Annotated in this window: 18 protein-coding genes; 10 read left to right on the top strand and 8 right to left on the bottom strand. The window is 64.7% G+C overall.

Annotated features, from left to right (window positions below; translation table 11 throughout):
- Positions 1–5: 5 nt before the first annotated feature.
- Together Q4543_RS09505 and Q4543_RS09500 are read left to right on the top strand one after the other, a co-directional pair.
- Positions 6–1,844 (top strand): M3 family oligoendopeptidase, encoded by a 1,839-nt coding sequence (locus tag Q4543_RS09505; RefSeq protein ID WP_303437670.1) that lies wholly within the window; start codon positions 6–8, stop codon positions 1,842–1,844.
- Positions 1,845–1,946: 102 nt separating this feature from the next.
- On the top strand, positions 1,947–2,213 hold the full coding sequence (locus Q4543_RS09500; RefSeq protein WP_303437669.1) for a hypothetical protein: 267 nt from the start codon (positions 1,947–1,949) through the stop codon (positions 2,211–2,213).
- Here the strand turns inward: Q4543_RS09500 and Q4543_RS09495 are convergent, their stop codons facing one another.
- A complete protein-coding gene (locus tag Q4543_RS09495) occupies positions 2,214–2,483 on the bottom strand; it encodes a DksA/TraR family C4-type zinc finger protein (RefSeq protein ID WP_303437668.1) in 270 nt (89 codons plus the stop codon).
- Positions 2,484–2,591: 108 nt separating this feature from the next.
- Between Q4543_RS09495 and Q4543_RS09490 the strand changes: the two genes are divergently transcribed.
- Positions 2,592–3,104 carry a glutathione peroxidase gene (locus Q4543_RS09490; RefSeq protein ID WP_303437666.1) on the top strand — a complete coding sequence of 171 codons (513 nt, stop codon included), beginning with the start codon at positions 2,592–2,594 and terminating at the stop codon, positions 3,102–3,104.
- 6 nt (positions 3,105–3,110) lie between these two features.
- Here the strand turns inward: Q4543_RS09490 and Q4543_RS09485 are convergent, their stop codons facing one another.
- From Q4543_RS09485 to Q4543_RS09470, 4 genes are all read right to left on the bottom strand, one after another.
- A complete protein-coding gene (locus tag Q4543_RS09485; protein ID WP_303437664.1) occupies positions 3,111–3,773 on the bottom strand; it encodes a thermonuclease family protein in 663 nt (220 codons plus the stop codon).
- 115 nt (positions 3,774–3,888) lie between these two features.
- Positions 3,889–4,086 carry a hypothetical protein gene (locus tag Q4543_RS09480; protein WP_303437663.1) on the bottom strand — a complete coding sequence of 66 codons (198 nt, stop codon included), beginning with the start codon at positions 4,084–4,086 and terminating at the stop codon, positions 3,889–3,891.
- 117 nt (positions 4,087–4,203) lie between these two features.
- Complete coding sequence (locus tag Q4543_RS09475; RefSeq protein ID WP_303437662.1) at positions 4,204–5,103, bottom strand: DMT family transporter; 900 nt, start codon at positions 5,101–5,103, stop codon at positions 4,204–4,206.
- 48 nt (positions 5,104–5,151) lie between these two features.
- Positions 5,152–5,748: a LysE/ArgO family amino acid transporter gene (locus tag Q4543_RS09470; protein WP_303437661.1), complete on the bottom strand. Its 597-nt coding sequence runs from the start codon at positions 5,746–5,748 to the stop codon at positions 5,152–5,154.
- Positions 5,749–5,830: 82 nt separating this feature from the next.
- Between Q4543_RS09470 and Q4543_RS09465 the strand changes: the two genes are divergently transcribed.
- Positions 5,831–6,697 (top strand): LysR family transcriptional regulator ArgP, encoded by an 867-nt coding sequence (locus tag Q4543_RS09465; RefSeq protein ID WP_303437660.1) that lies wholly within the window; start codon positions 5,831–5,833, stop codon positions 6,695–6,697.
- On the opposite strand, the gene Q4543_RS09460 is transcribed toward Q4543_RS09465, so the two are convergent.
- Both Q4543_RS09460 and Q4543_RS09455 read right to left on the bottom strand, forming a co-directional pair.
- Positions 6,694–6,930 carry a hypothetical protein gene (locus tag Q4543_RS09460; protein ID WP_303437659.1) on the bottom strand — a complete coding sequence of 79 codons (237 nt, stop codon included), beginning with the start codon at positions 6,928–6,930 and terminating at the stop codon, positions 6,694–6,696. The two genes, Q4543_RS09465 and Q4543_RS09460, sit on opposite strands and share 4 nt — an antisense overlap.
- A gap of 224 nt (positions 6,931–7,154) precedes the next feature.
- Positions 7,155–7,424: a hypothetical protein gene (locus Q4543_RS09455; RefSeq protein ID WP_216005902.1), complete on the bottom strand. Its 270-nt coding sequence runs from the start codon at positions 7,422–7,424 to the stop codon at positions 7,155–7,157.
- Positions 7,425–7,542: 118 nt separating this feature from the next.
- On the opposite strand from Q4543_RS09455, the gene pepN reads away from it, so the two are divergent.
- Positions 7,543–10,092: an aminopeptidase N gene (gene pepN / locus Q4543_RS09450; RefSeq protein ID WP_303437657.1), complete on the top strand. Its 2,550-nt coding sequence runs from the start codon at positions 7,543–7,545 to the stop codon at positions 10,090–10,092.
- 118 nt (positions 10,093–10,210) lie between these two features.
- Here the strand turns inward: pepN and Q4543_RS09445 are convergent, their stop codons facing one another.
- Positions 10,211–11,050: a lytic transglycosylase domain-containing protein gene (locus Q4543_RS09445; RefSeq protein ID WP_303437655.1), complete on the bottom strand. Its 840-nt coding sequence runs from the start codon at positions 11,048–11,050 to the stop codon at positions 10,211–10,213.
- A gap of 250 nt (positions 11,051–11,300) precedes the next feature.
- Here Q4543_RS09445 and Q4543_RS09440 point away from each other — a divergent pair, with 250 nt between their 5' ends.
- The 5 genes from Q4543_RS09440 (at position 11,301) to Q4543_RS09420 (ending at position 18,412) form a co-directional block, all read left to right on the top strand.
- Positions 11,301–12,533, top strand: a complete 1,233-nt coding sequence (locus Q4543_RS09440) for a hypothetical protein (protein WP_303437653.1) — start codon at positions 11,301–11,303, stop codon at positions 12,531–12,533.
- A 70-nt stretch (positions 12,534–12,603) separates the two neighbouring features.
- A complete protein-coding gene (gatB, locus tag Q4543_RS09435) occupies positions 12,604–14,118 on the top strand; it encodes an Asp-tRNA(Asn)/Glu-tRNA(Gln) amidotransferase subunit GatB (protein ID WP_216005905.1) in 1,515 nt (504 codons plus the stop codon).
- Positions 14,119–14,585: 467 nt separating this feature from the next.
- Positions 14,586–14,999 carry a response regulator gene (locus tag Q4543_RS09430; protein WP_303437652.1) on the top strand — a complete coding sequence of 138 codons (414 nt, stop codon included), beginning with the start codon at positions 14,586–14,588 and terminating at the stop codon, positions 14,997–14,999.
- Between the two features lie 31 nt (positions 15,000–15,030).
- Positions 15,031–17,589 carry an ATP-binding protein gene (locus Q4543_RS09425; protein WP_303437650.1) on the top strand — a complete coding sequence of 853 codons (2,559 nt, stop codon included), beginning with the start codon at positions 15,031–15,033 and terminating at the stop codon, positions 17,587–17,589.
- Positions 17,590–17,875: 286 nt separating this feature from the next.
- The gene (locus Q4543_RS09420) at positions 17,876–18,412 is read left to right on the top strand and encodes a cytochrome b (protein ID WP_303437649.1); all 537 of its coding nucleotides are present in this window, start codon (positions 17,876–17,878) and stop codon (positions 18,410–18,412) included.
- The last annotated feature ends 11 nt before the right edge of the window (positions 18,413–18,423 follow it).

The raw sequence follows: 18,423 nt of genomic DNA, 5'->3' as shown, positions 1-18,423 counted from the left end.
CCCCCATGCTTCCATTTTCCCTGCCCCGCCCCGGTCATGATCGCCGCACCTTCGATGCCCGCGTCTCCGGAGGCCGCGATCTGGGCGAGCTGCCGGAATGGGATCTGACCGACCTGTATCCCGCCGTCGACGCGCCCGAGCTGAAGCGCGACATGGATTGGCTCGAAGATGCCTGCGCCCGCTTTGCCGAGGATTACGAGGGCAAGCTGGCGACGCTGGACGCCCCGGCCTTCCTCGACATGGTCAAGCGCCACGAGAAGATCGAGACCATCGGCGGGCGGCTGATGTCCTTTGCCGGGCTGCGCTATTACCAGCACACCACCGACGCCGAGCGCGCCAAGTTCCTGTCGGACCTGCAGGAAAAGGTGACGATCTACACCACGCCGCTGGTGTTCTTCTCGCTCGAACTGAACACGCTCGAAGATGATGCCTATGCGGCGCTGTTCACCGCCAGCGATGATCTGGCCCGCTACAAGCCCGCCTTCGACCGAGTGCGCGCGATGAAGCCCTACCAGCTGTCGGACGAGCTGGAACGCTTCCTGCATGACATGGGCGTGGTCGGCGATGCGTGGATGAAGCTGTTCGATGAAACCATCGCCAGCCTCAGCTTTACCATCGACGGCGAAGAGATGGGCATCGAATCGACGCTGACCCAGATGACCGAACAGGATCGCTCGAAGCGCGAAGCCGCAGCACGGGAACTCGCCCGCGTCTTTGGCGAGAACATCAAGACCTTTGCTCGCGTGCACAACACGCAGGCCAAGGAAAAGGAAATCATGGACCGTTGGCGCGGCATGCCCTCGGCGCAGATGGGCCGCCACCTGTCCAACGATGTTGAACCCGAGGTGGTGGAGGCGCTACGCAACGCCGTTGTCGCCGCCTACCCGCGCCTGTCGCACCGCTATTACGCGCTGAAGGCCAAGTGGCTTGGCCTCGACACCATGCAGATCTGGGACCGCAACGCACCGCTGCCGATGGAGAGCGACCGCATCGTCGGCTGGGACGAGGCGCGCAAGACGGTGATGGAGGCTTATGCCGGGTTTGATCCGCGCATGGCCGAGATCGCCGAGCCGTTCTTTACCAAGGGCTGGATCGACGCCGCCGTGAAGCCGGGCAAGGCGCCGGGGGCCTTTGCCCATCCCACCGTCACCGAAGTGCACCCCTACGTGATGCTCAACTACCTCGGCAAGCCGCGCGACGTGATGACCCTCGCGCATGAGCTGGGCCACGGCGTGCATCAGGTTCTGGCCGCCGGGCAAGGCGAGATGCTGGCATCCACCCCGCTGACCCTTGCCGAAACGGCCTCGGTCTTCGGCGAGATGCTGACCTTCCGCGCCATGCTTGACGGGGCAAAGACGCAGAAGGAACGCAAGGTCATGCTCGCCGGCAAGGTCGAGGACATGATCAACACCGTGGTCCGGCAGATCGCGTTCTACGATTTCGAATGCAAGCTGCACGAGGCGCGGCGCGGCGGGGAACTCACCCCCGATGACATCAACGCGCTGTGGATGTCGGTACAGGCGCAAAGCCTTGGCCCGGTGTTCGACTACATGCCCGGATACGAGACCTTCTGGGCTTATATCCCGCATTTCGTGCACTCGCCGTTCTATGTCTACGCCTATGCCTTCGGCGATGGCTTGGTGAACGCGCTTTACGCCGCGTTCCAGGAAAACCCCGAGGGCTTTCAGGACAAGTATTTCGACATGCTCAAGGCGGGCGGATCGAAGCACCACAAGGCGCTGCTCGCGCCCTTCGGCCTTGATGCGTCGGACCCCAGCTTCTGGGACAAGGGCCTGTCGATGATCGAAGGCTTCATCGACGAGCTGGAAGCCATGGAAGAGTGATCGCGCGGCGCGGCCTTGACGGGCCGCGCCACCTTGGCCGGGGAACCTGATCCCAGCCTGCCGCGTTACGTCACAACACCCGACACAAGATTTCAGGAACAAATGCCTAACCCGCTAAAGCCCGATGGCCGCAGCCTGAAAGGCCGCCTCATGCGGTTCCAGGTGCATGTGCGCAGACGCGTGCCGCCCGGACTGCGGCTGTTGCTGGGCGCGCTGCTGATGGTCGGGGGCGTACTGGGGTTTCTGCCCATCCTTGGCTTCTGGATGATCCCGCTGGGCGTGGCGGTGGCCGCGCTTGACGTGGTGCCGCTGTGGCGCGCCGGGCTGAAACATGCCGGGATCGCACCGCAGGACCGGCACAGCGACTGATCACTTCAGCTGCGAATCCTTGGAGCCGCGCCGGTTGATGCCACCGCGCGCCTTGAACGCGCCGTCGCGATCCTGTTGGCAATCGATGCACAGCTTGACGCCGGGAATGGCGACTCGCCGTTTTTCGGGAATCTCTTCACCGCATTCGGCGCATTCCATCAGGCTCTCGCCCTGCGGCACGCGCCGGGAGCGCAGGCGCTGCAACTCGTCGGAAATCGACGCTTCGATCTGTTCGCTCACCGCTCCGTCGCGGCTCCAGCCTCCGGCCATGGCGGCACCTCCTGATGGATCAAGGATAGCGCGGGAAATGCACTCTCGCCAGCCTCGTTGAAAAGCGGCAGGCCCACGCTACCCTGAGGAACCAGAGGAGAACCAGAGATGTTCCGCAGGATCGCCATCATCATCGCCTTGCTAGGCGCCGCTCCGGCCTTTGCAGACAGTTTTACCTTCGACAGCATCGACGGCGGCACCCTGTCGCTGGACGATTGGAAAGGCCAACCGGTGCTGGTGGTCAACACCGCTTCGCGCTGCGGGTTCACCCCGCAATACGACGGGCTTCAGGCGCTGTATGATACCTATCGCGACAAGGGGCTGGTGGTGCTGGCGGTGCCGTCCAATGATTTCCAGCAGGAACTGGCCAGCGAAGCCGAGGTCAAGGATTTCTGCGAGCTGAACTTCGATCTCGATATCCCGATGACCACCATCACCCGCGTTACCGGGCCGCAGGCGCATCCGCTGTACAAATGGCTGGCGACGCAGGGCTTTGCGCCGGGCTGGAATTTCAACAAGGCGCTGATCGCGCCCGATGGCCGCTTTGTCAAAGGCTGGGGGTCCACCACGCGGCCCATGTCAGCGCCGATCACTGCCCAGATCGACGCTGCGCTGAACTGAGCGGCCTCAGCGGCGGGCGGGGCGCCAGCCGGCGGCGCGCGCCTCGGCTTCGGAACAGAACCAGCGCTCGCCCTTTTCCGGGGCAATCCGCGTGCCGTCGTACCATGCCTGCCCCGGCATGTGGTAGATGCGGCCGCTCTTCGAGATGTTGCCCTTGATCGCGCAGCCCTGCGGCGCTGTCGCAAGGTTGACCTGCGCCCGAGCCGCGCGCCCGGCGGCGCGGTATTCCGCTGGCGGCATCACCCCGGCCCCATGCAGGCCAACATCGTTCACCACAGCGATCTTTTCATCCAGATCGTAAATCATGGAATATTTGCGATAGGCAAAGGCCAGCCCGTTTTGCACCAGATGGCGCCCGATATCCTCGCCATCGACATCGCAGGTTGCCACCGTGCGCCCATAGCGATCGGTGTCATGCACGGTGCAATGGGCGGTGCGCCCCTCGTATCGCGCGCGCACGGTCTGGGTGACCCACGATCCGCAAGCCCACATCGGCACCCCGTCGCCGCCGCAGGACTGGTCGGCCTCGGGGGCATCAATGCCCAGCAGGCGCACGCGGGTTGCACCAACATCGATCGTGTCACCATCAATCACGCGGACACGCCCATCCGGCCCGGCAAGGGCAGCGGTCGCGACGCAGATCATCAGAACTGAACAGAGCTTGAACATGCCCTGTAGCTGAAGCGAAAATCGCGACTCATCAAGACGGAACCCGTCAAAAAGGTTAACAAATCGTTAATCTCTTGACGTCAGTTCAAAATAAATACGCGCAGCCGGTCTTGGTTCAGATCTGGAAGACCCCAAGCATCTGGTTTTGCGGCAGACGCGCAACCTCGACCCCTGCTTCGGTGCGGCGCAGATTGTAGCCGTAGCCACGCATGCGGAAACGCCATTCGGAGTCGCTCAGCGACTTGGCCCGCTCGGCGCGCAGGAACTCCTGAATCTCGGTGATGTCGTCGGTCAGCTTGTTCTCGGCAAACATTGCGCTCTCCTGATGGGCGGCGCCATGCCGCAACGTCAGGCTGCGGGCCGAATGCGGCAAAACCTTGCCGCCCCGGAGGAGTCTGCGCGAAGCCGAAACGATGCGTTCCCGATACCGCTACAGGTGGGCTTCATGTGCCCGTTGCGCGATGCGACGCTTCAGCACCACCTCGCGCCATGTGATGAACGCCACCGCGCCCATGATCACAAGACCGCCCGCCACCACATAGGGGTCGACCGGTTCGGCAAAGAACAGCGCCCCAAGCAACACCGACCACACCAGCTGTAGGAAGGTGACCGGCTGCGTCACCGTGACCGGCGCCGCGGCAAAGGCCAGCGTCATGGCGTAATGCCCGCCGGTGGCAAAGCAGGCCACCGCGAACAAGATGCCCAGATCGGTCAGTGACGGCGTGACCCAGACCGCCGCCGCAAAGGGAAACAGCCCGATGGTGACGGCGATCGACAGCAGGGCGACCACCATGGCCGGGCGCAGCTCTGCCGAGATGATCTTGGCGATCATGTACGAGATCGAGAACAGGAATGCCGTGCCGAGCATGGCGAAATGCCCCGGATCAAGGGTGCGAAATCCGGGCCGCAGGATGATCAGCGCCCCGATCAGCGCCGCGACAATGGCCAGCATGCGCCGCAGCGCCAGTGTTTCGCCCAGAAAGAACACCGCAAGGATCGTGACATAGACCGGCGTCAGATAATTCATCGCCGTCACCTCGGCGAGGGGAATGCGGGTCATCGCGAAGAACCAGCAGATGACCCCCAGCGTCTGGACCACCCCGCGCACTGCCGACAGCCCGATCTGGCGGCGCGTCAGGCGCAGCGCGACCAGCCCGCGCCAGCTGGGGATCAGGAAGACCAGCCCGAGAAAATAGCGCAGAAAGGCGGATTCCGCGGCGGGCACCCGCCCTGCCAGCATCTTGACCAGCGCCGTCACCGAAACGAAGCACAGCCCCGTCACCATCATCCACGCGATGCCCTTGCCCGGGCTTGAAACCGTCTGTGCCATGGCGCTGAGAGATAACGCGGCGCTCGCCCCGCGCAAGGGCAAAGCGCGCTATGCCCCCAGCAGCAGCTTTGCCGCGATGGCCCACATGGTCAGCCCGATGAACAGGTCAAGCCAGCGCCACGCCACCGGGCGCGCAAAGACCGGCGCCAGCGCCCGCGCGCCATAGCCCAGCGCAAAGAAGAACAGCACCGATGCCGTCATCGCCCCCAGCGCAAAGCCGCTGCGGTTGTCGTAAGACGACGACACCGCGCCCAACAGCATCACCGTATCGAGATAGACATGCGGGTTGAGCCAAGTCAGCGCGAGGCAGGTCAGCACCGCCGTGCGCCGCGAGCCGGCCGCCTGCCCGGCCGCAAGCGCCTCGCCCCCGCGCCAGGCCGACAGCAACGTGCGCGCGCCGTACCAGCCAAGGAACGCCGCCCCGGCAAGGCGCATCGCCATTTCGAACCATGGCAGCGCGCTGCTTAATGCGCCAAAGCCCGCGACCCCGGCCGCGATCAGCAGCGCGTCCGACAGCGCACAAACCGCGCAGACTGCAAAGACGTGGCTGCGCATCAGTCCCTGCCGCAGCACAAAGGCATTTTGCGCGCCGATCGCCAGAATCAGCGTCAGTCCAAGGGCGAATCCGGCAAGGGGTGCGTGCATCTGGGTCTCCTTCTGGCGCTGCGATACCGTAGGGCACTGGATTTCCCTAGCTCAATGATCTTCATCTTGTTAAGTTTTGCTAATGTCCTTCGATCCCTCCCAGTTGACGGCGCTCGCAACCGTCCTGCGCCTTGGCAGCTTCGAGGCGGCGGCGCGGGCGCTGCATGTCACGCCCTCGGCGATCTCGCAGCGGATCAAGGCGCTTGAGGAAAGCATCGGCGCGGCGCTGGTGATCCGCGCCAGCCCCTGTTCGGCCACGCCCACCGGTGCGCGTCTGGCGCGCCACGCCGCCGATGTGGCGCTGTTGGATGCGGCCTTGCTGCGCGAATTGTCCCTGCCCGCCCCGCCCGCGCGCTTGCGCATCGCCATCAACGCCGACAGCCTTGCGACGTGGTTTCTGCCGGCGCTAAGCGGGCAGGATCTGCTCTATGACATCGTGTTGGATGACGAGGCGCATTCCGCTGCGTGGCTGCGGCGCGGCGAGGTGTCGGCGGCGATCACCGCCCATGCCCGCGCGGTACAGGGCTGCGATGCGACCCCGCTGGGCCATCTGCGCTATCTCGCCACCTGCGCCCCCGGCTTTTACGCCAGACATTTTGCGCAGGGCCTGACGCGGGCGGCCTTTGCCCACGCGCCCATGCTGCAATTCAACGAGAAGGACATGCACCAGCACGACTGGCTGCAGGCGCGCTGCGGCGAGGCGCTGTCGCCGCCGGTGCACCGGGTGCCGTCATCGCAAGGGTTTGTCGATGCGGCACGGCTCGGGCTGGGCTGGGGTCTCAACCCCGAGCCGCTGGTGCGCAAGGCTCTGGCAGAGGGAACGCTGATCGCCATGGCACCAGAGGCCCCGCGCGACGTGCCACTGTACTGGCAGGTCAACCGGCTGGTCTCGGGCGCGATCCGCGAGCTGAGCGATGCGGTACGCGCGGCGGCGCGGGCGCTGCGCTAACGCTCGACCTCGCGCAGCCCCAGCGCCAGCAGCCCGCCGATGCCGCTGAGAACGGCAAAGCCGCCCAGCGCCAAGTCCGCGATGGTCATGCCCGGCGCCGCAACGCCCTGCCCCGGCGCGCCAAGATCGCAAGCCGATTTGCGATGCCGCAGCTGCCGCACCCGCCCGGCCAGCGACAGCTGCGGCAGCAGCGCCCCGCCTCCGCGGATCGTCAGCAGCAACCCGATCAGCACGGCTGGAACGCATATAGCCTGCGCCAGACACGCCATGATTCATGGCCATCGACAGCGCACCGGTATGGCCCAGCCCGTTGCGGGCCTCGCACCGCGAGGCGGCGCCGTCGCTCAACCCGCCGAACAGGCCCTGCGCCGAGGTCCTCCCATGATCCTGCCCGCATCATGCCGCTGCTGCCACAAGGCCCCTTGATGGCGACGCTCAGGAAAAAGCGCCGGGCAGGTCAGTCGGCGTCTGCCGCTGGGCTATTGATGGTAACATCATCCGACGTTGCCGCATCGGCCGGGCTCACCTGCTCGACCTGACCGCTGGCCCCGTCCATCTGCGTGACCGGGGTTTCTGACTCTGCACCATCCTCTGTGCCTGCGCCCACGGTCATGAACAACCAGCCAAGGAACAGGATGGCAACCAGGCCCAGCCCCGCCCACATGCCAAGCAAGGGGGGACGGTGGCGTTTCTTCTGGGTGGGAACGTCTGTGTCGGGAGCCGACATGGGGGTTCTCCTTTGAATCTGGGGCGCACGGTTGCCGCGCACCGATCTACGGCCTAACACTTGCGCAAAGGCGAAGGTTCCCAGCCGCGCCGCACACCCCCGGCCACAGGACCCCGAGATGAAAGACACAAGCCCCCAGACCATCTACCTGTCGGATTACACCGCCTTCGGCTGGACCATCGCCGAAATGCACCTGACCTTTCGACTTTCGCCCAGCGCCACCCGTGTGCTGTCGCGCATCCGCTTCGAGCCCAACCCCGATGCGCCGCAACAGCCGTTCTTCCTGCATGGCGAAGAGCTTAAACCGATCCGCGCCGCCATCGACGGCACCGAGATAACGCCAGAATACAGCGCGCAGGGCCTGACCTGCGCCGTGCCGGACGGCGCCTTCACATGGGAGGCCGAAGTCGAAATCGCCCCGGCGGAAAACACCGCTCTCGAAGGGCTTTACATGTCAAACGGCATGTATTGCACCCAATGCGAGGCCGAGGGCTTTCGCAAGATCACCTTCTACCCCGACCGCCCCGACGTGATGGCAACCTTCACCGTGCGCATCGAAGGCAATGAGCCGGTGAAACTGTCAAACGGCAACCCCACCGCCAGCGGCGACGGCTTTGCCGAATGGCACGATCCCTGGCCCAAACCGGCCTATCTGTTCGCGCTGGTCGCAGGCGATCTGGTCAATTACCCCGGCAGCTTCACCACCATGTCGGGCAAAGAGGTCGAGCTGAACATCTGGGTGCGCCCCGGCGACGAGGGCAAATGCGCCTGGGGCATGGAAAGCCTCATCGCGTCGATGGCCTGGGACGAAAAGGTCTACGGGCGCGAATACGATCTCGATATCTTCAACATCGTCGCGGTCGATGATTTCAACATGGGCGCGATGGAAAACAAGGGGCTGAACGTGTTCAACTCCTCCGCCGTCCTCGCCTCGCCCGAAACCTCGACCGACGCCAATTTCGAACGCATCGAGGCGATCATCGCCCATGAATATTTCCACAACTGGACCGGCAACCGCATCACCTGCCGCGACTGGTTCCAGTTGTGCCTCAAGGAAGGGTTGACGGTGTTCCGCGACAGCCAGTTCACCTCCGACATGCGCTCGCCAGAGGTGAAACGCATCGGCGATGTGATCGATTTGCGCGCCCGCCAGTTCCCCGAGGATCAAGGCCCACTCTCGCACCCGGTGCGCCCGGAGAGCTTTCAGGAAATCAACAACTTCTACACCGCCACCGTCTACGAAAAAGGCGCCGAGGTGATCGGGATGCTCAAACGGCTGGTGGGCGATGACGCTTACGCCAAGGCGCTTGATCTGTATTTCGAACGCCACGACGGGCAGGCCTGCACCATCGAAGACTGGCTGGCCGTGTTTCAGGACACCACCGGCCGCGATCTGACCCAGTTCAAGCGTTGGTATGCGCAATCGGGCACGCCCCATCTATCCGTGAGCGAAAGCTTCGAAAACGGCACCTACACGCTTGATTTCACTCAAAGCACGCCGCCCACCCCCGGCCAGCCGGACAAGCTGCCGCAGGTGCTGCCGATTGCGGTCGGGCTGCTGAACCCCAACGGCGACGAAATCGTGCCGACCACCGTGCTGGAAATGACCGAGGCCACGCAAAGCTTTCGCTTCGAAGGGCTGTCCGCCCGCCCAGTGCCGTCGATCCTGCGCGGGTTCTCAGCCCCCGTGGTGCTGGACCGCGACACCCCGCCCGAGGAAAAGCGTTTCCTGCTCGCGCATGACACCGACGCCTTCAACCGCTGGGAGGCCAGCCGCGATCTTGGCCGCGCCTGCCTGTCGGCGATGGTAACGCAGGGCAGCGCGCCCGATACCGCATGGCTCGACGCGCTGGAACGGGTGATCCGCGACGAGGCGCTCGACCCGGCGTTCCGGGCGCAGATGCTGGCGCTGCCGACACAGGCGGAAATGGCGCAGCAGCTGCACGCGCAAGGCATCACCCCCGATCCCGATGCGCTCTACGCGGCATCAGAGGCGCTGCGCGAGGCTATGGCGCAGCGCTGGTCGGGCTGGCTTGCCGACCTGCGCGCGACCTGCGCCGTCGATGCGCCCTACGATCCGGGCGCGGCGCAATCGGGCAAGCGCGCGCTAGGCGGCGCACTGCTGTCGCTGCTGACCCGCCTCGACGGCGGCGCTGCGGCGCAGGCGCAATACGACGCGGCCGACAACATGACGCTGCAACTCGGCGCGCTTGGCTGCCTCGTACAGGCCGGCGCAGACACCGCCGCGCTGGCCAGCTTCGCCAAGCAATGGCAGGGTGACCGGTTGGTGATGGACAAATGGTTCGCGCTTCAGGTCGCGGCCATCGCGCCCGATTCCGCCGTCGCGCGCGCCGAGGCGCTCACCAGCCACCCGGATTTCGACTGGAAGAACCCCAACCGCTTCCGCGCCGTCTTTGGCGCGCTGGCAATGAACCACGCGGGCTTTCACACCAAAGACGGCAGCGGCTATGGCCTGCTCGCCGACTGGCTGATCAAGCTCGATGAAAAGAACCCGCAGACCACGGCGCGCATGTGCTCGGTCTTCCAGACATGGAAACGCTACGACGCAGGCCGCCGCGCCCAAATGCAGACCCAGCTCGAACGCATCGCCGCGCGCCCCGGCCTGTCGCGCGATGTCACCGAAATGGTCACCCGCCTTCTGAGCTGATCCCATACGAAAAACGCGCCGCCCCAATCGTAGGGCGGCGCGCCTATGCTTCATCTTGCCGGATAAACTCCGGGGGTGAGGCCGCAAGGCCGAGGGGGCTGGCCCCCTGCCCCCTCAATCAAAAGCGCGTCGACACCGCCTGCTCGGAGCTGACACCGGATGTGGCGATGACCGGATCAATGCCGCCGCGCAGGATCGCGCCGTCTACCGCATAGGCAACGACCCCATCATACTCTGGCACCTGCGCACGCACCCCGGCATCGGCCATCAGTGCCCCCCAGTTCACCGGGCGTGCCACGGGCTTGAGCGATTTCGGCAGACCGGCGCAATACGGCTGAGCCCGGGTCCAGGCCATCATGTCTTCGCGCTTCTTGCGCGAATGGAACGGCCCCCAATCCGCAGCCACGCCGCGCATGTTGCGGCTCACAACCCCATCCCGCGCCACGGTGCGCGCCATGATGCGCAGCCCGCAGGCAAGGTTCAGCCGCGGATCCTTCAGCGCATCGCCGCTGCGGGCCTGACAATCATAGCTGCGCGCCGTCGCGGGCAGGATCTGCAAAAGCCCGTACCAGCGCCCGCCCCCGCCAACCGCCGTCGGCCGGTAGGTGCTCTCGTGGCGCGCCAGTGCCGAGACCAGCCCGACCCAGAACGCCTCGCGATCCTGCCGCCCGGCGCCGGGATAGGCCGGGCACCATGTGGCAATGTCCTCGGGGACGATTTCGGGCAGCCGCTCTGCCGGGCCGCGCAACGCCGAAAGCGCCGCGATGGACCATTGCTTGCGATTTCCGGAATTGCCCCAGCGAGCCTCGGGAAGCTTGTACTCGATGCGCCGCGCCTGCGGGCGGGGCGATTCAGACACGGCGTGCACCGACGTCGTTGCCACAAGCGGCGCAGGATCGGCGATTGCGGTTCCGGCCATCAACAGGGCCGCGAGGATCGTGGAAAGACGCTGTACCATGAGTGCCAAATGCCACAGCCGGGCAAACCGGTAAAGCGCGCCGGTCCGCCGCGGATGTCCCGCTGTGGAACATTTTCGCCGCGCATTGGGGTAAGCCGTTGGGATTCAATGTGGCTTTGGCCAAAGTGATCTGCGCGGAATGCCGCCCATTCATCGCAGATGCGCCAAACCTGCGCCCGAATTGCCCACCATTCCTTGCCCAATGTCGAGCCCTGCCCTCCCCGTTCCCATCCGTCCGAGACGCGCACCCATGTTCCAGTCCGTACGTTCCCTCAGCCAGCGCGTCGCCTCGTTGCGCGCGGCGCTCACGTCGCGCGACGCCCCTGTGCCCAGCGGTGCGGCGCCCGACGGCGCGGCGGCGCTCGATCTGCGGCCATATGTCGACCTGCCGCAGCGCACCCCTTCCCCTGACGCCGCCGAGCGAGAACGCATCCGCACCCAAGGGCGCTATCTTGCCCGGCAGGACGACTGGGAGACGCTGTCGCGCGGGCTGCGCGAGGCCGATGAAGACCGGGCGCACACGCTTGGCGGCACCCCGATGGCGTTGCTGCTGGCCGAGGGCGCGAATGTCGATGCGCTTTCCAGCGCCAGCGGCGCAATCGCGCGCGAGGATCCGACCGCCGTGCGCGGCATTCTGTATACCCTGCGCGATTGCATCGAGCGCTCTGAGGAAGACCCGTGGCTTGGCTATATGCTGGCGCTGGCCCATGTCGCCGTCGCCGACGCATGGAACGCCGCGCCCGCCCTCGGCCCGCTGCACCGCGATGCCCGCGCCCAGCATCTGGAAACCGCACATCATCTGATCACCCGCTTCGATCCGATCGAATGCAATTCCGCCGCCATCGCCGCGCTGCGCTGCACGCTGCTGGATGTGGCCGAACAGCCCTCCCGCCGGGTCTTTGACGATTACGAAGACCTGATCGACCTCGACCCGGGGTGCGAGCACCACCTGCGCGCCCTTGGCCGCGACCTGCGCCCCTCGCGCTTTGGCAGCTGGGACAAGCTCGACCGCGAAGCCCGCCGCACCGCCGCGCGGGTGGCGGACCTGTGGGGCATGGGCGGCTATAGCTGGGTCTGGTTCGACGTGCTGGCCGTGGGCGAGACGCGCGGCTTTGCCTATGTCGACCCCGAGTTGTTCGTCGAAGGTCTGCATGACATCCTTGCCCGCCGCCCCGATCAGCACATGGCCAACAGGCTTGCGGCCTATTGCGGAGTGACCCTCGCTGGCGCCGCATCGGCCCGCTCGCCCCGGCAGCGCATCGCGACCTGCCTTGACTGGATCGCACAGGACCACCTGCACGAGATTCACCCCGATATCTGGGCCCGCGCCCTGCCCGCTCCCTGTGCCGCCGGCGCGGGCACCCCCCTGCGCAGCGGGCAGGCCCGCACGCTTGAAACGCTTGGCAAGCTGTTTGCCGATCCCGCTCGCGACCGCACCGTCCGGGTGAGCGAAGCAGCCGTCCACGACACGCCTGCCCCCTGAGCATCCTGTGCCCTTGCCCCCTGCGCCGCTCTGACGTATCCCCGTCCTCATCGCGAGACGAGGATACACCATGCTTGACCTGACCTACGAGTCCCCGAAACCCAAGGTTATCGCCGGGGCAAAGCACGACTGGGAACTGGTGATCGGCATGGAAATCCACGCCCAGATCGCCACCGAGGCAAAACTGTTCTCCGGTGCCTCGACCACCTTCGGCGCCGAGCCCAATTCCAACGTGTCCTTCGTAGATGCGGCAATGCCGGGGATGCTTCCGGTCATCAATGACTATTGCATCGCACAGGCAGTGCGCACCGGTCTGGGCCTGAAGGCCGAGATCAACCTGACCTCTGCCTTCGACCGCAAGAATTACTTCTACCCCGATCTGCCGCAAGGCTACCAGATCAGCCAGCTGTATCACCCGCTTGTGGGCGAGGGCGAAGTGCTGGTCGACATGGAACCGGGCATCGCGCGGCTGGTGCGCATCGAGCGCATCCACGTCGAACAGGACGCGGGCAAGTCGATCCATGACATGGATCCGAACATGTCCTTCGTCGATCTCAACCGCACCGGCGTGGCGCTGATGGAAATCGTCTCGCGCCCCGACATCCGCGGCCCCGAAGAGGCCGCCGCCTATGTTGCCAAGCTGCGGCAGATCCTGCGCTACCTCGGCACCTGCGATGGCAACATGCAGAACGGCAACCTGCGCGCCGATGTCAACGTATCGGTCTGCCTTCCCGGCCAGTACGAGAAATATCAGGCCAGCCAGGATTTCGGCCATCTCGGCACGCGCTGCGAGATCAAGAACATGAACTCGATGCGCTTTATTCAGGCGGCGATCGACTATGAGGCCAAGCGCCAGATCGCCATCCTCGAGGCCGGCGGCAAGGTCGATCAGGAAACCCGGCTGTACGATCCGGACAAGAACGAAACCCGTTCGATGCGTTCCAAGGAAGAGGCGCATGATTACCGCTACTTCCCCGACCCCGATCTGCTGCCGCTGGAAATCGAACAGGGCTGGGTCGACGACATCGCGGCCACGCTGCCGGAACTGCCCGACGCCAAGAAGGCGCGCTTCGTGGCCGATTTCGGCCTGTCGGAATACGATGCGGGCGTGCTGACCGCCGAAGTGGTGAACGCCGCCTATTTCGAAGAGGTCGCGGCCACGGCAGGCGATGGCAAGCTGGCCGCCAACTGGGTGATCAACGAGCTGTTCGGCCGTCTGAAAAAGGAAGGCCATGACATCACGCAAAGCCCGGTGTCGCCGGCGCAGCTTGCCGGCATCGTGCGGCTGATCAAGTCGGACGCGATCAGCGGCAAGATTGCCAAGGACCTGTTCGAGATCGTCTACACTGAAGGCGGCGACCCCGAAGCCATCGTCGAAGAGCGCGGCATGAAGCAGGTGACCGACACCGGCGCCATCGAAACCGCGGTGGACGAGATCATCGCCGCCAACCCCGCGCAGGTCGAAAAGGCCAAGGCCAACCCCAAGCTGGCTGGCTGGTTTGTCGGTCAGGTGATGAAGGCCACGGGTGGCAAGGCGAACCCGAAGGCCGTGAACCAACTGGTCGCGGCCAAGCTCGGTCTCTGACCTCGGGTTTGAATTGGCAGGGCGCCACAACGGCGCGCCCTGCCCGCCCCTGCGTGTTGTCGTGTGACTGACCGGCGCCGCAGTCTGCGCCTTTGGGTTCATGTGACCTGATCCCGGCGTCTCTGGTTGCCACTGTCCGGGTTTGAAACCGGTCTGGCATCCCCATCGCCCATCCCAAAGCGATTGCCTGTTCCAACCATTCGTTGACGCCTGCGGCGCGGTCTATGGCCTGACAGCGCCATTGCCGAGGGGGGCCTTGGCCTGCCGGTCCCCTTCGCATGTTCGAATGACCGGGCAGCGTTTCGATTCGCGGGCAGCGCGGGCGATTGCAACCTTGACGCGTTGCGGGACAATCACAGAACCGCCTAACAGCAAGTCATTCTACTACTAGATGATCTGAAACTGTACTCTTCGCCAAAGCTTGCTAGTCTGCAGGACAGGATCGTTTCAGGATTGTCAGTTCAACCGTGCCCAGAGTCATCATCGCAGACGATAACCAAGCCCTGCTCGACCTGCTGTCGGAGTTTTCCCGCCGCGCGGGCTGGACCCCCGAAACCTGCCTGACCGGCGCGCAGATCAAGGACGCGATAGGTTCCGGAACAGAACCCGCCCTGCTGCTGATCGATATCATGATGCCGGTCATGGACGGGATCGAGGCCATCGACCAGATCAGCGAAATCGACCGCCAGCTTCGCATCCGCTTCATGACCGGCGGCAACAGCGCCTCGCTGATCGCGGCAAAGCTGATCGCATCGGCGCGCGGCTTGCAGGTCGGGCGCAATATCTTCAAACCGATCGGGCGGGAGAAATATCTGCAAATCCTCGAAGAAGAGGCCAGCCTGCTCGGCGAATTGGGCCATGTAAGAAGCGGCAGCACATGACGCGGGATCGGATTGCACCGGGGCGCGCCAGATGATCCCGACCGCCGTTCAGAGCCTCGCCGATCTGGTACTGGCCGGCGTGCTTTGCTATGTAATCTTTTCCCATGCGGCGATCCGGCGGCGCCCCAAGCTGCAGCAAAGCCTGATCGGCCTCGCTCTTGGCGGGCTGGTCATCTTGCTTGGCGTCGAGGCCCATCTTCATGGCGATCTTCAGATCCCGCTCGAAGCAGATCTCGGCCCGCTGCTGTTTGCGGGCTACCTTGGCGGGCCGATCGGCGGCGCAATCGCCGCGACCATGGGCAGCCTGTTCCGGATCACCCTTGAGAGCTCGATGCCGGTGGTTCTGGTCGAGATTTTCACCAACATCGCCCTTGTAGCATTGGGCATCTTGCTGCGCTTCGTGATGCCGACGCCGAACTGGCCGAGGATCCCGGCCCGGGTGATCTGGCCAATGCTGGCGGGATTCATCGTCTTGCAATTTCTGCCGCCCTACATGGTCGGCCTGTTCACCGTCAGCAATCAAAGCGCCGACACCATCTTGTTCGATAACAGCGTCGTCGTCGCGGTGGGCATCGCCTCGATCCTGCTGACATGGCAGGTCCTGAACATGACGCATCATCTGGCGCAGCGCAGCACCGCGTTCGCACAGATGGCCGATCGGCTCAAGCTGGCCCTTCATGCATCCGGGATGGGCTATGCCGAACGGGCCGCCGGTCAATCCAGCGTTCATCTTGATGCGCGGATGCTCGAAATAAACGGCCTGACAGACCGCGAGCCCGGCGAGGTCCCTCTGGAAGAACTCTGGGCGCTCACCCATCCGGACGACGTCGCCCCTCTCGACCAGACCATGGCGCAGGCGGCGCATATCCATGATACGCCGATGCATTTCGACATTCGCATCTACCGCAAATCCGACGGCGATCTGCGCTATCTTCGGGTCCATTGGATCAACAGCGAAGACCCCGAGACCGGCGCGAGCCGCACGATCTCGACCATTCAGGATCTCACCGATCTGCGCCGCGCCGAAGCCGACCGCGAAGAGGCGCTCGAGCGCCTGCGCATCGCCTCTGAGGGCTTTCCTGGCGTGATTTACCAAGGCCTCTGGGCCGAGGACCGGGTGGTGCGACACCTCTACATCAGTTCCAAATGCGAAAAATATTGGGGGATCACCGCGCAGCAAGCCTATGACAACCCCGATCTTCTGGGCGGTCGCAGGCACGCCAAAGAGATCAAGGCGGCAGCGCGGATGATGCTGGAAAACGCGCAAGGCGGCGTACCCATACACATCCGGACAAAGGAGCTCGACGGCTGGATCGACTTTTACGGCAATGCCACAGACCTTGGCGATGGCACCTTCCGGGTCGATGGTGTCGCGGTGGACGTGACCGCCGAGGTTGCCGCGCAAGACGAGGCAAAGCATCAGGCCGACCTTGCGCAGCGGGCACAGCGGATGGAAAGCATCGGCCGGCTGACAGGCGGGATCGCGCATGATTTCAACAACCTGCTGGCGGTCATCATGGGCAACCTCGAATTGCTCAAGGACGAACTGAACACCCCCGATCACCTGCGCATGATCGAGGCCGGTCTGGCCGCAACCCGCCGCGGCGCCGACCTGACGCGCAGCATGCTGGCCTTTGCCCGCCGCGCCCGGCTCGCCCCCGAGCCGCTGGACCTGAACGAGATCATTCGCCAGTCACAGATATGGATGTCCCGCACGCTGCCCGCGACGGTCGAGATCGAAACCTCGTTGCTGGCCGGGCTGTGGCAGGTCCGCCTTGACCAGACCTCGCTTGAAAGCGCGATCCTGAACCTGCTGCTCAATGCCCGCGACGCCATGGACGGCCACGGCAAACTGACCCTTGAGACCGCCAATGTGCGCATCGACGAGGCCTATATCGACAGCCGGGATCAGGAACTGACGCCGGGCCGTTACGCGATGCTGGCGATTTCGGATACCGGCACGGGCATTGCGCCCGAAACCCTGAAGCACATCTTTGATCCGTTCTACACCACAAAGGCACCGGGACAGGGGTCTGGCATCGGGTTGTCGATGGTCGAGGGGTTTGTCAAACAATCGGGCGGAACCGTTCAGGTCTACACCGAACCGGGACGGGGCACGACATTCAAGCTGTACTTCCCGGCGCAATGCACCGCCCCCGTCTCTGCGGTAGCCGACAGCGATTGCGCCGCAACACGGGCGGCGTCCGGACAGCGCATTCTTCTGGCAGAAGACGAAGCCGCCGTTCGCAACGTCCTGTGCGCGACGCTGTCGGCGGCGGGCTATCGCGTCACCCCAGCCGCGAGTGGCGATCAGGCCCTCGCGATCTTTGAGAACACGCCGGATTTCGATCTGCTGATCACCGATATCGTGATGCCGGGCAGTCTTCAGGGAACGGGCCTCGCACGCGCCTTGCGCCTGCTGGCGCCCGAGCTGCCGATGATCTTCATGTCAGGGTATGCCAGCGAGGCGACCGTGCATGGCAATGGCCTGCGCCCCGAAGACACACGCCTGATGAAGCCCGTGCCAAAGGACGATCTGCTGAAAGCCGTGGCGCGGGCGCTTGCGGCGACAATGTCCGGCGCAAGCTGAAGCGCCGCGTGCCGCGCAAGGCACGGTGTCGCGGTCTGGCAAACCCGGACAGCCTGAGCTGGCCCTGCTTTGCCGGGACAGGCGTGTCGATCAGCGAGGAGTCACCCAACCCAGCTGTCCTGCCACTTGGCTGTTCTGTCTCGCACCTTTTCAGACGCGGGATGTGGCCGCTCGACGGTGTCTGGCCGGTAACCGTCTCACCCGGCTTCGCTTCGATATTTTTTGCCAGAACGGCGACGGAAATCGCTCCGCTAAACGTAAGAGCCGTGACGACCCGGAGACAATCATGACGACCCTTGCAGACTCAGCCGACCGATACGGTCCTGTCAGCCGCACGCTTCACTGGGGAATGGCGGCGCTTTTCGCGGTGCAGTTCCTGTCCGCCGCGGCACATTGGGCGCTCCCCCGTGAAAACGCCCTGCGCGAAACCCTCTGGAGTTTCCACCCAGCGCTGGGGGCGACGCTGTTCCTGCTGGTCCTGCTGCGCGGGGTCTGGGGGCTGGCCAATCTGGCAAACCGCCCGCCCCATCCGGGCAGGATCGGGCGCGTTGCCGTTGCCGGGCATGTGGCAATCTATGCGCTTATGGTGATCGTGCCCGCGGTGCGGCTTCTGGCCGCCGCTGGCAGCACCCGGGAGCTTGATTATTTCGGCATTCAGATCTTTGCGGCCCGCGAGGTCGAGGTCGCGTGGATGCAGGCTGCGGCCCAATGGCATGGCGAATTGGGCTGGTGTCTGGCAGGGCTGGTGCTGGGGCATATCGCCATGGCGACGCTCTGGCATCGCCTGATACAACGGGACGGCGTTCTGGAACGCATGGCCTGACAAATCTGATT

It is taken from the genome of Salipiger sp. 1_MG-2023 (assembly GCF_030547555.1).
Classification (GTDB): domain Bacteria; phylum Pseudomonadota; class Alphaproteobacteria; order Rhodobacterales; family Rhodobacteraceae; genus Salipiger.
This window is presented reverse-complemented; position numbering and strand designations above follow the sequence as displayed.

Bases quoted from the DNA above. Each gene is read 5' to 3' on its own strand.
- gatB (WP_216005905.1), top strand. From the start codon at position 12,604: ATGCTTGACCTGACCTACGAGTCCCCGAAACCCAAGGTTATCGCCGGG.
- Q4543_RS09500 (WP_303437669.1), top strand. From the start codon at position 1,947: ATGCCTAACCCGCTAAAGCCCGATGGCCGCAGCCTGAAAGGCCGCCTC.
- Q4543_RS09475 (WP_303437662.1), bottom strand. From the start codon at position 5,103: ATGGCACAGACGGTTTCAAGCCCGGGCAAGGGCATCGCGTGGATGATG.
- Q4543_RS09490 (WP_303437666.1), top strand. From the start codon at position 2,592: ATGTTCCGCAGGATCGCCATCATCATCGCCTTGCTAGGCGCCGCTCCG.
- Q4543_RS09470 (WP_303437661.1), bottom strand. From the start codon at position 5,748: ATGCACGCACCCCTTGCCGGATTCGCCCTTGGACTGACGCTGATTCTG.
- Q4543_RS09420 (WP_303437649.1), top strand. From the start codon at position 17,876: ATGACGACCCTTGCAGACTCAGCCGACCGATACGGTCCTGTCAGCCGC.
- Q4543_RS09495 (WP_303437668.1), bottom strand. From the start codon at position 2,483: ATGGCCGGAGGCTGGAGCCGCGACGGAGCGGTGAGCGAACAGATCGAA.
- Q4543_RS09505 (WP_303437670.1), top strand. From the start codon at position 6: ATGCTTCCATTTTCCCTGCCCCGCCCCGGTCATGATCGCCGCACCTTC.
- Q4543_RS09480 (WP_303437663.1), bottom strand. From the start codon at position 4,086: ATGTTTGCCGAGAACAAGCTGACCGACGACATCACCGAGATTCAGGAG.
- Q4543_RS09440 (WP_303437653.1), top strand. From the start codon at position 11,301: ATGTTCCAGTCCGTACGTTCCCTCAGCCAGCGCGTCGCCTCGTTGCGC.
- pepN (WP_303437657.1), top strand. From the start codon at position 7,543: ATGAAAGACACAAGCCCCCAGACCATCTACCTGTCGGATTACACCGCC.
- Q4543_RS09485 (WP_303437664.1), bottom strand. From the start codon at position 3,773: ATGTTCAAGCTCTGTTCAGTTCTGATGATCTGCGTCGCGACCGCTGCC.
- Q4543_RS09425 (WP_303437650.1), top strand. From the start codon at position 15,031: ATGATCCCGACCGCCGTTCAGAGCCTCGCCGATCTGGTACTGGCCGGC.
- Q4543_RS09465 (WP_303437660.1), top strand. From the start codon at position 5,831: ATGTCCTTCGATCCCTCCCAGTTGACGGCGCTCGCAACCGTCCTGCGC.
- Q4543_RS09455 (WP_216005902.1), bottom strand. From the start codon at position 7,424: ATGTCGGCTCCCGACACAGACGTTCCCACCCAGAAGAAACGCCACCGT.
- Q4543_RS09445 (WP_303437655.1), bottom strand. From the start codon at position 11,050: ATGGTACAGCGTCTTTCCACGATCCTCGCGGCCCTGTTGATGGCCGGA.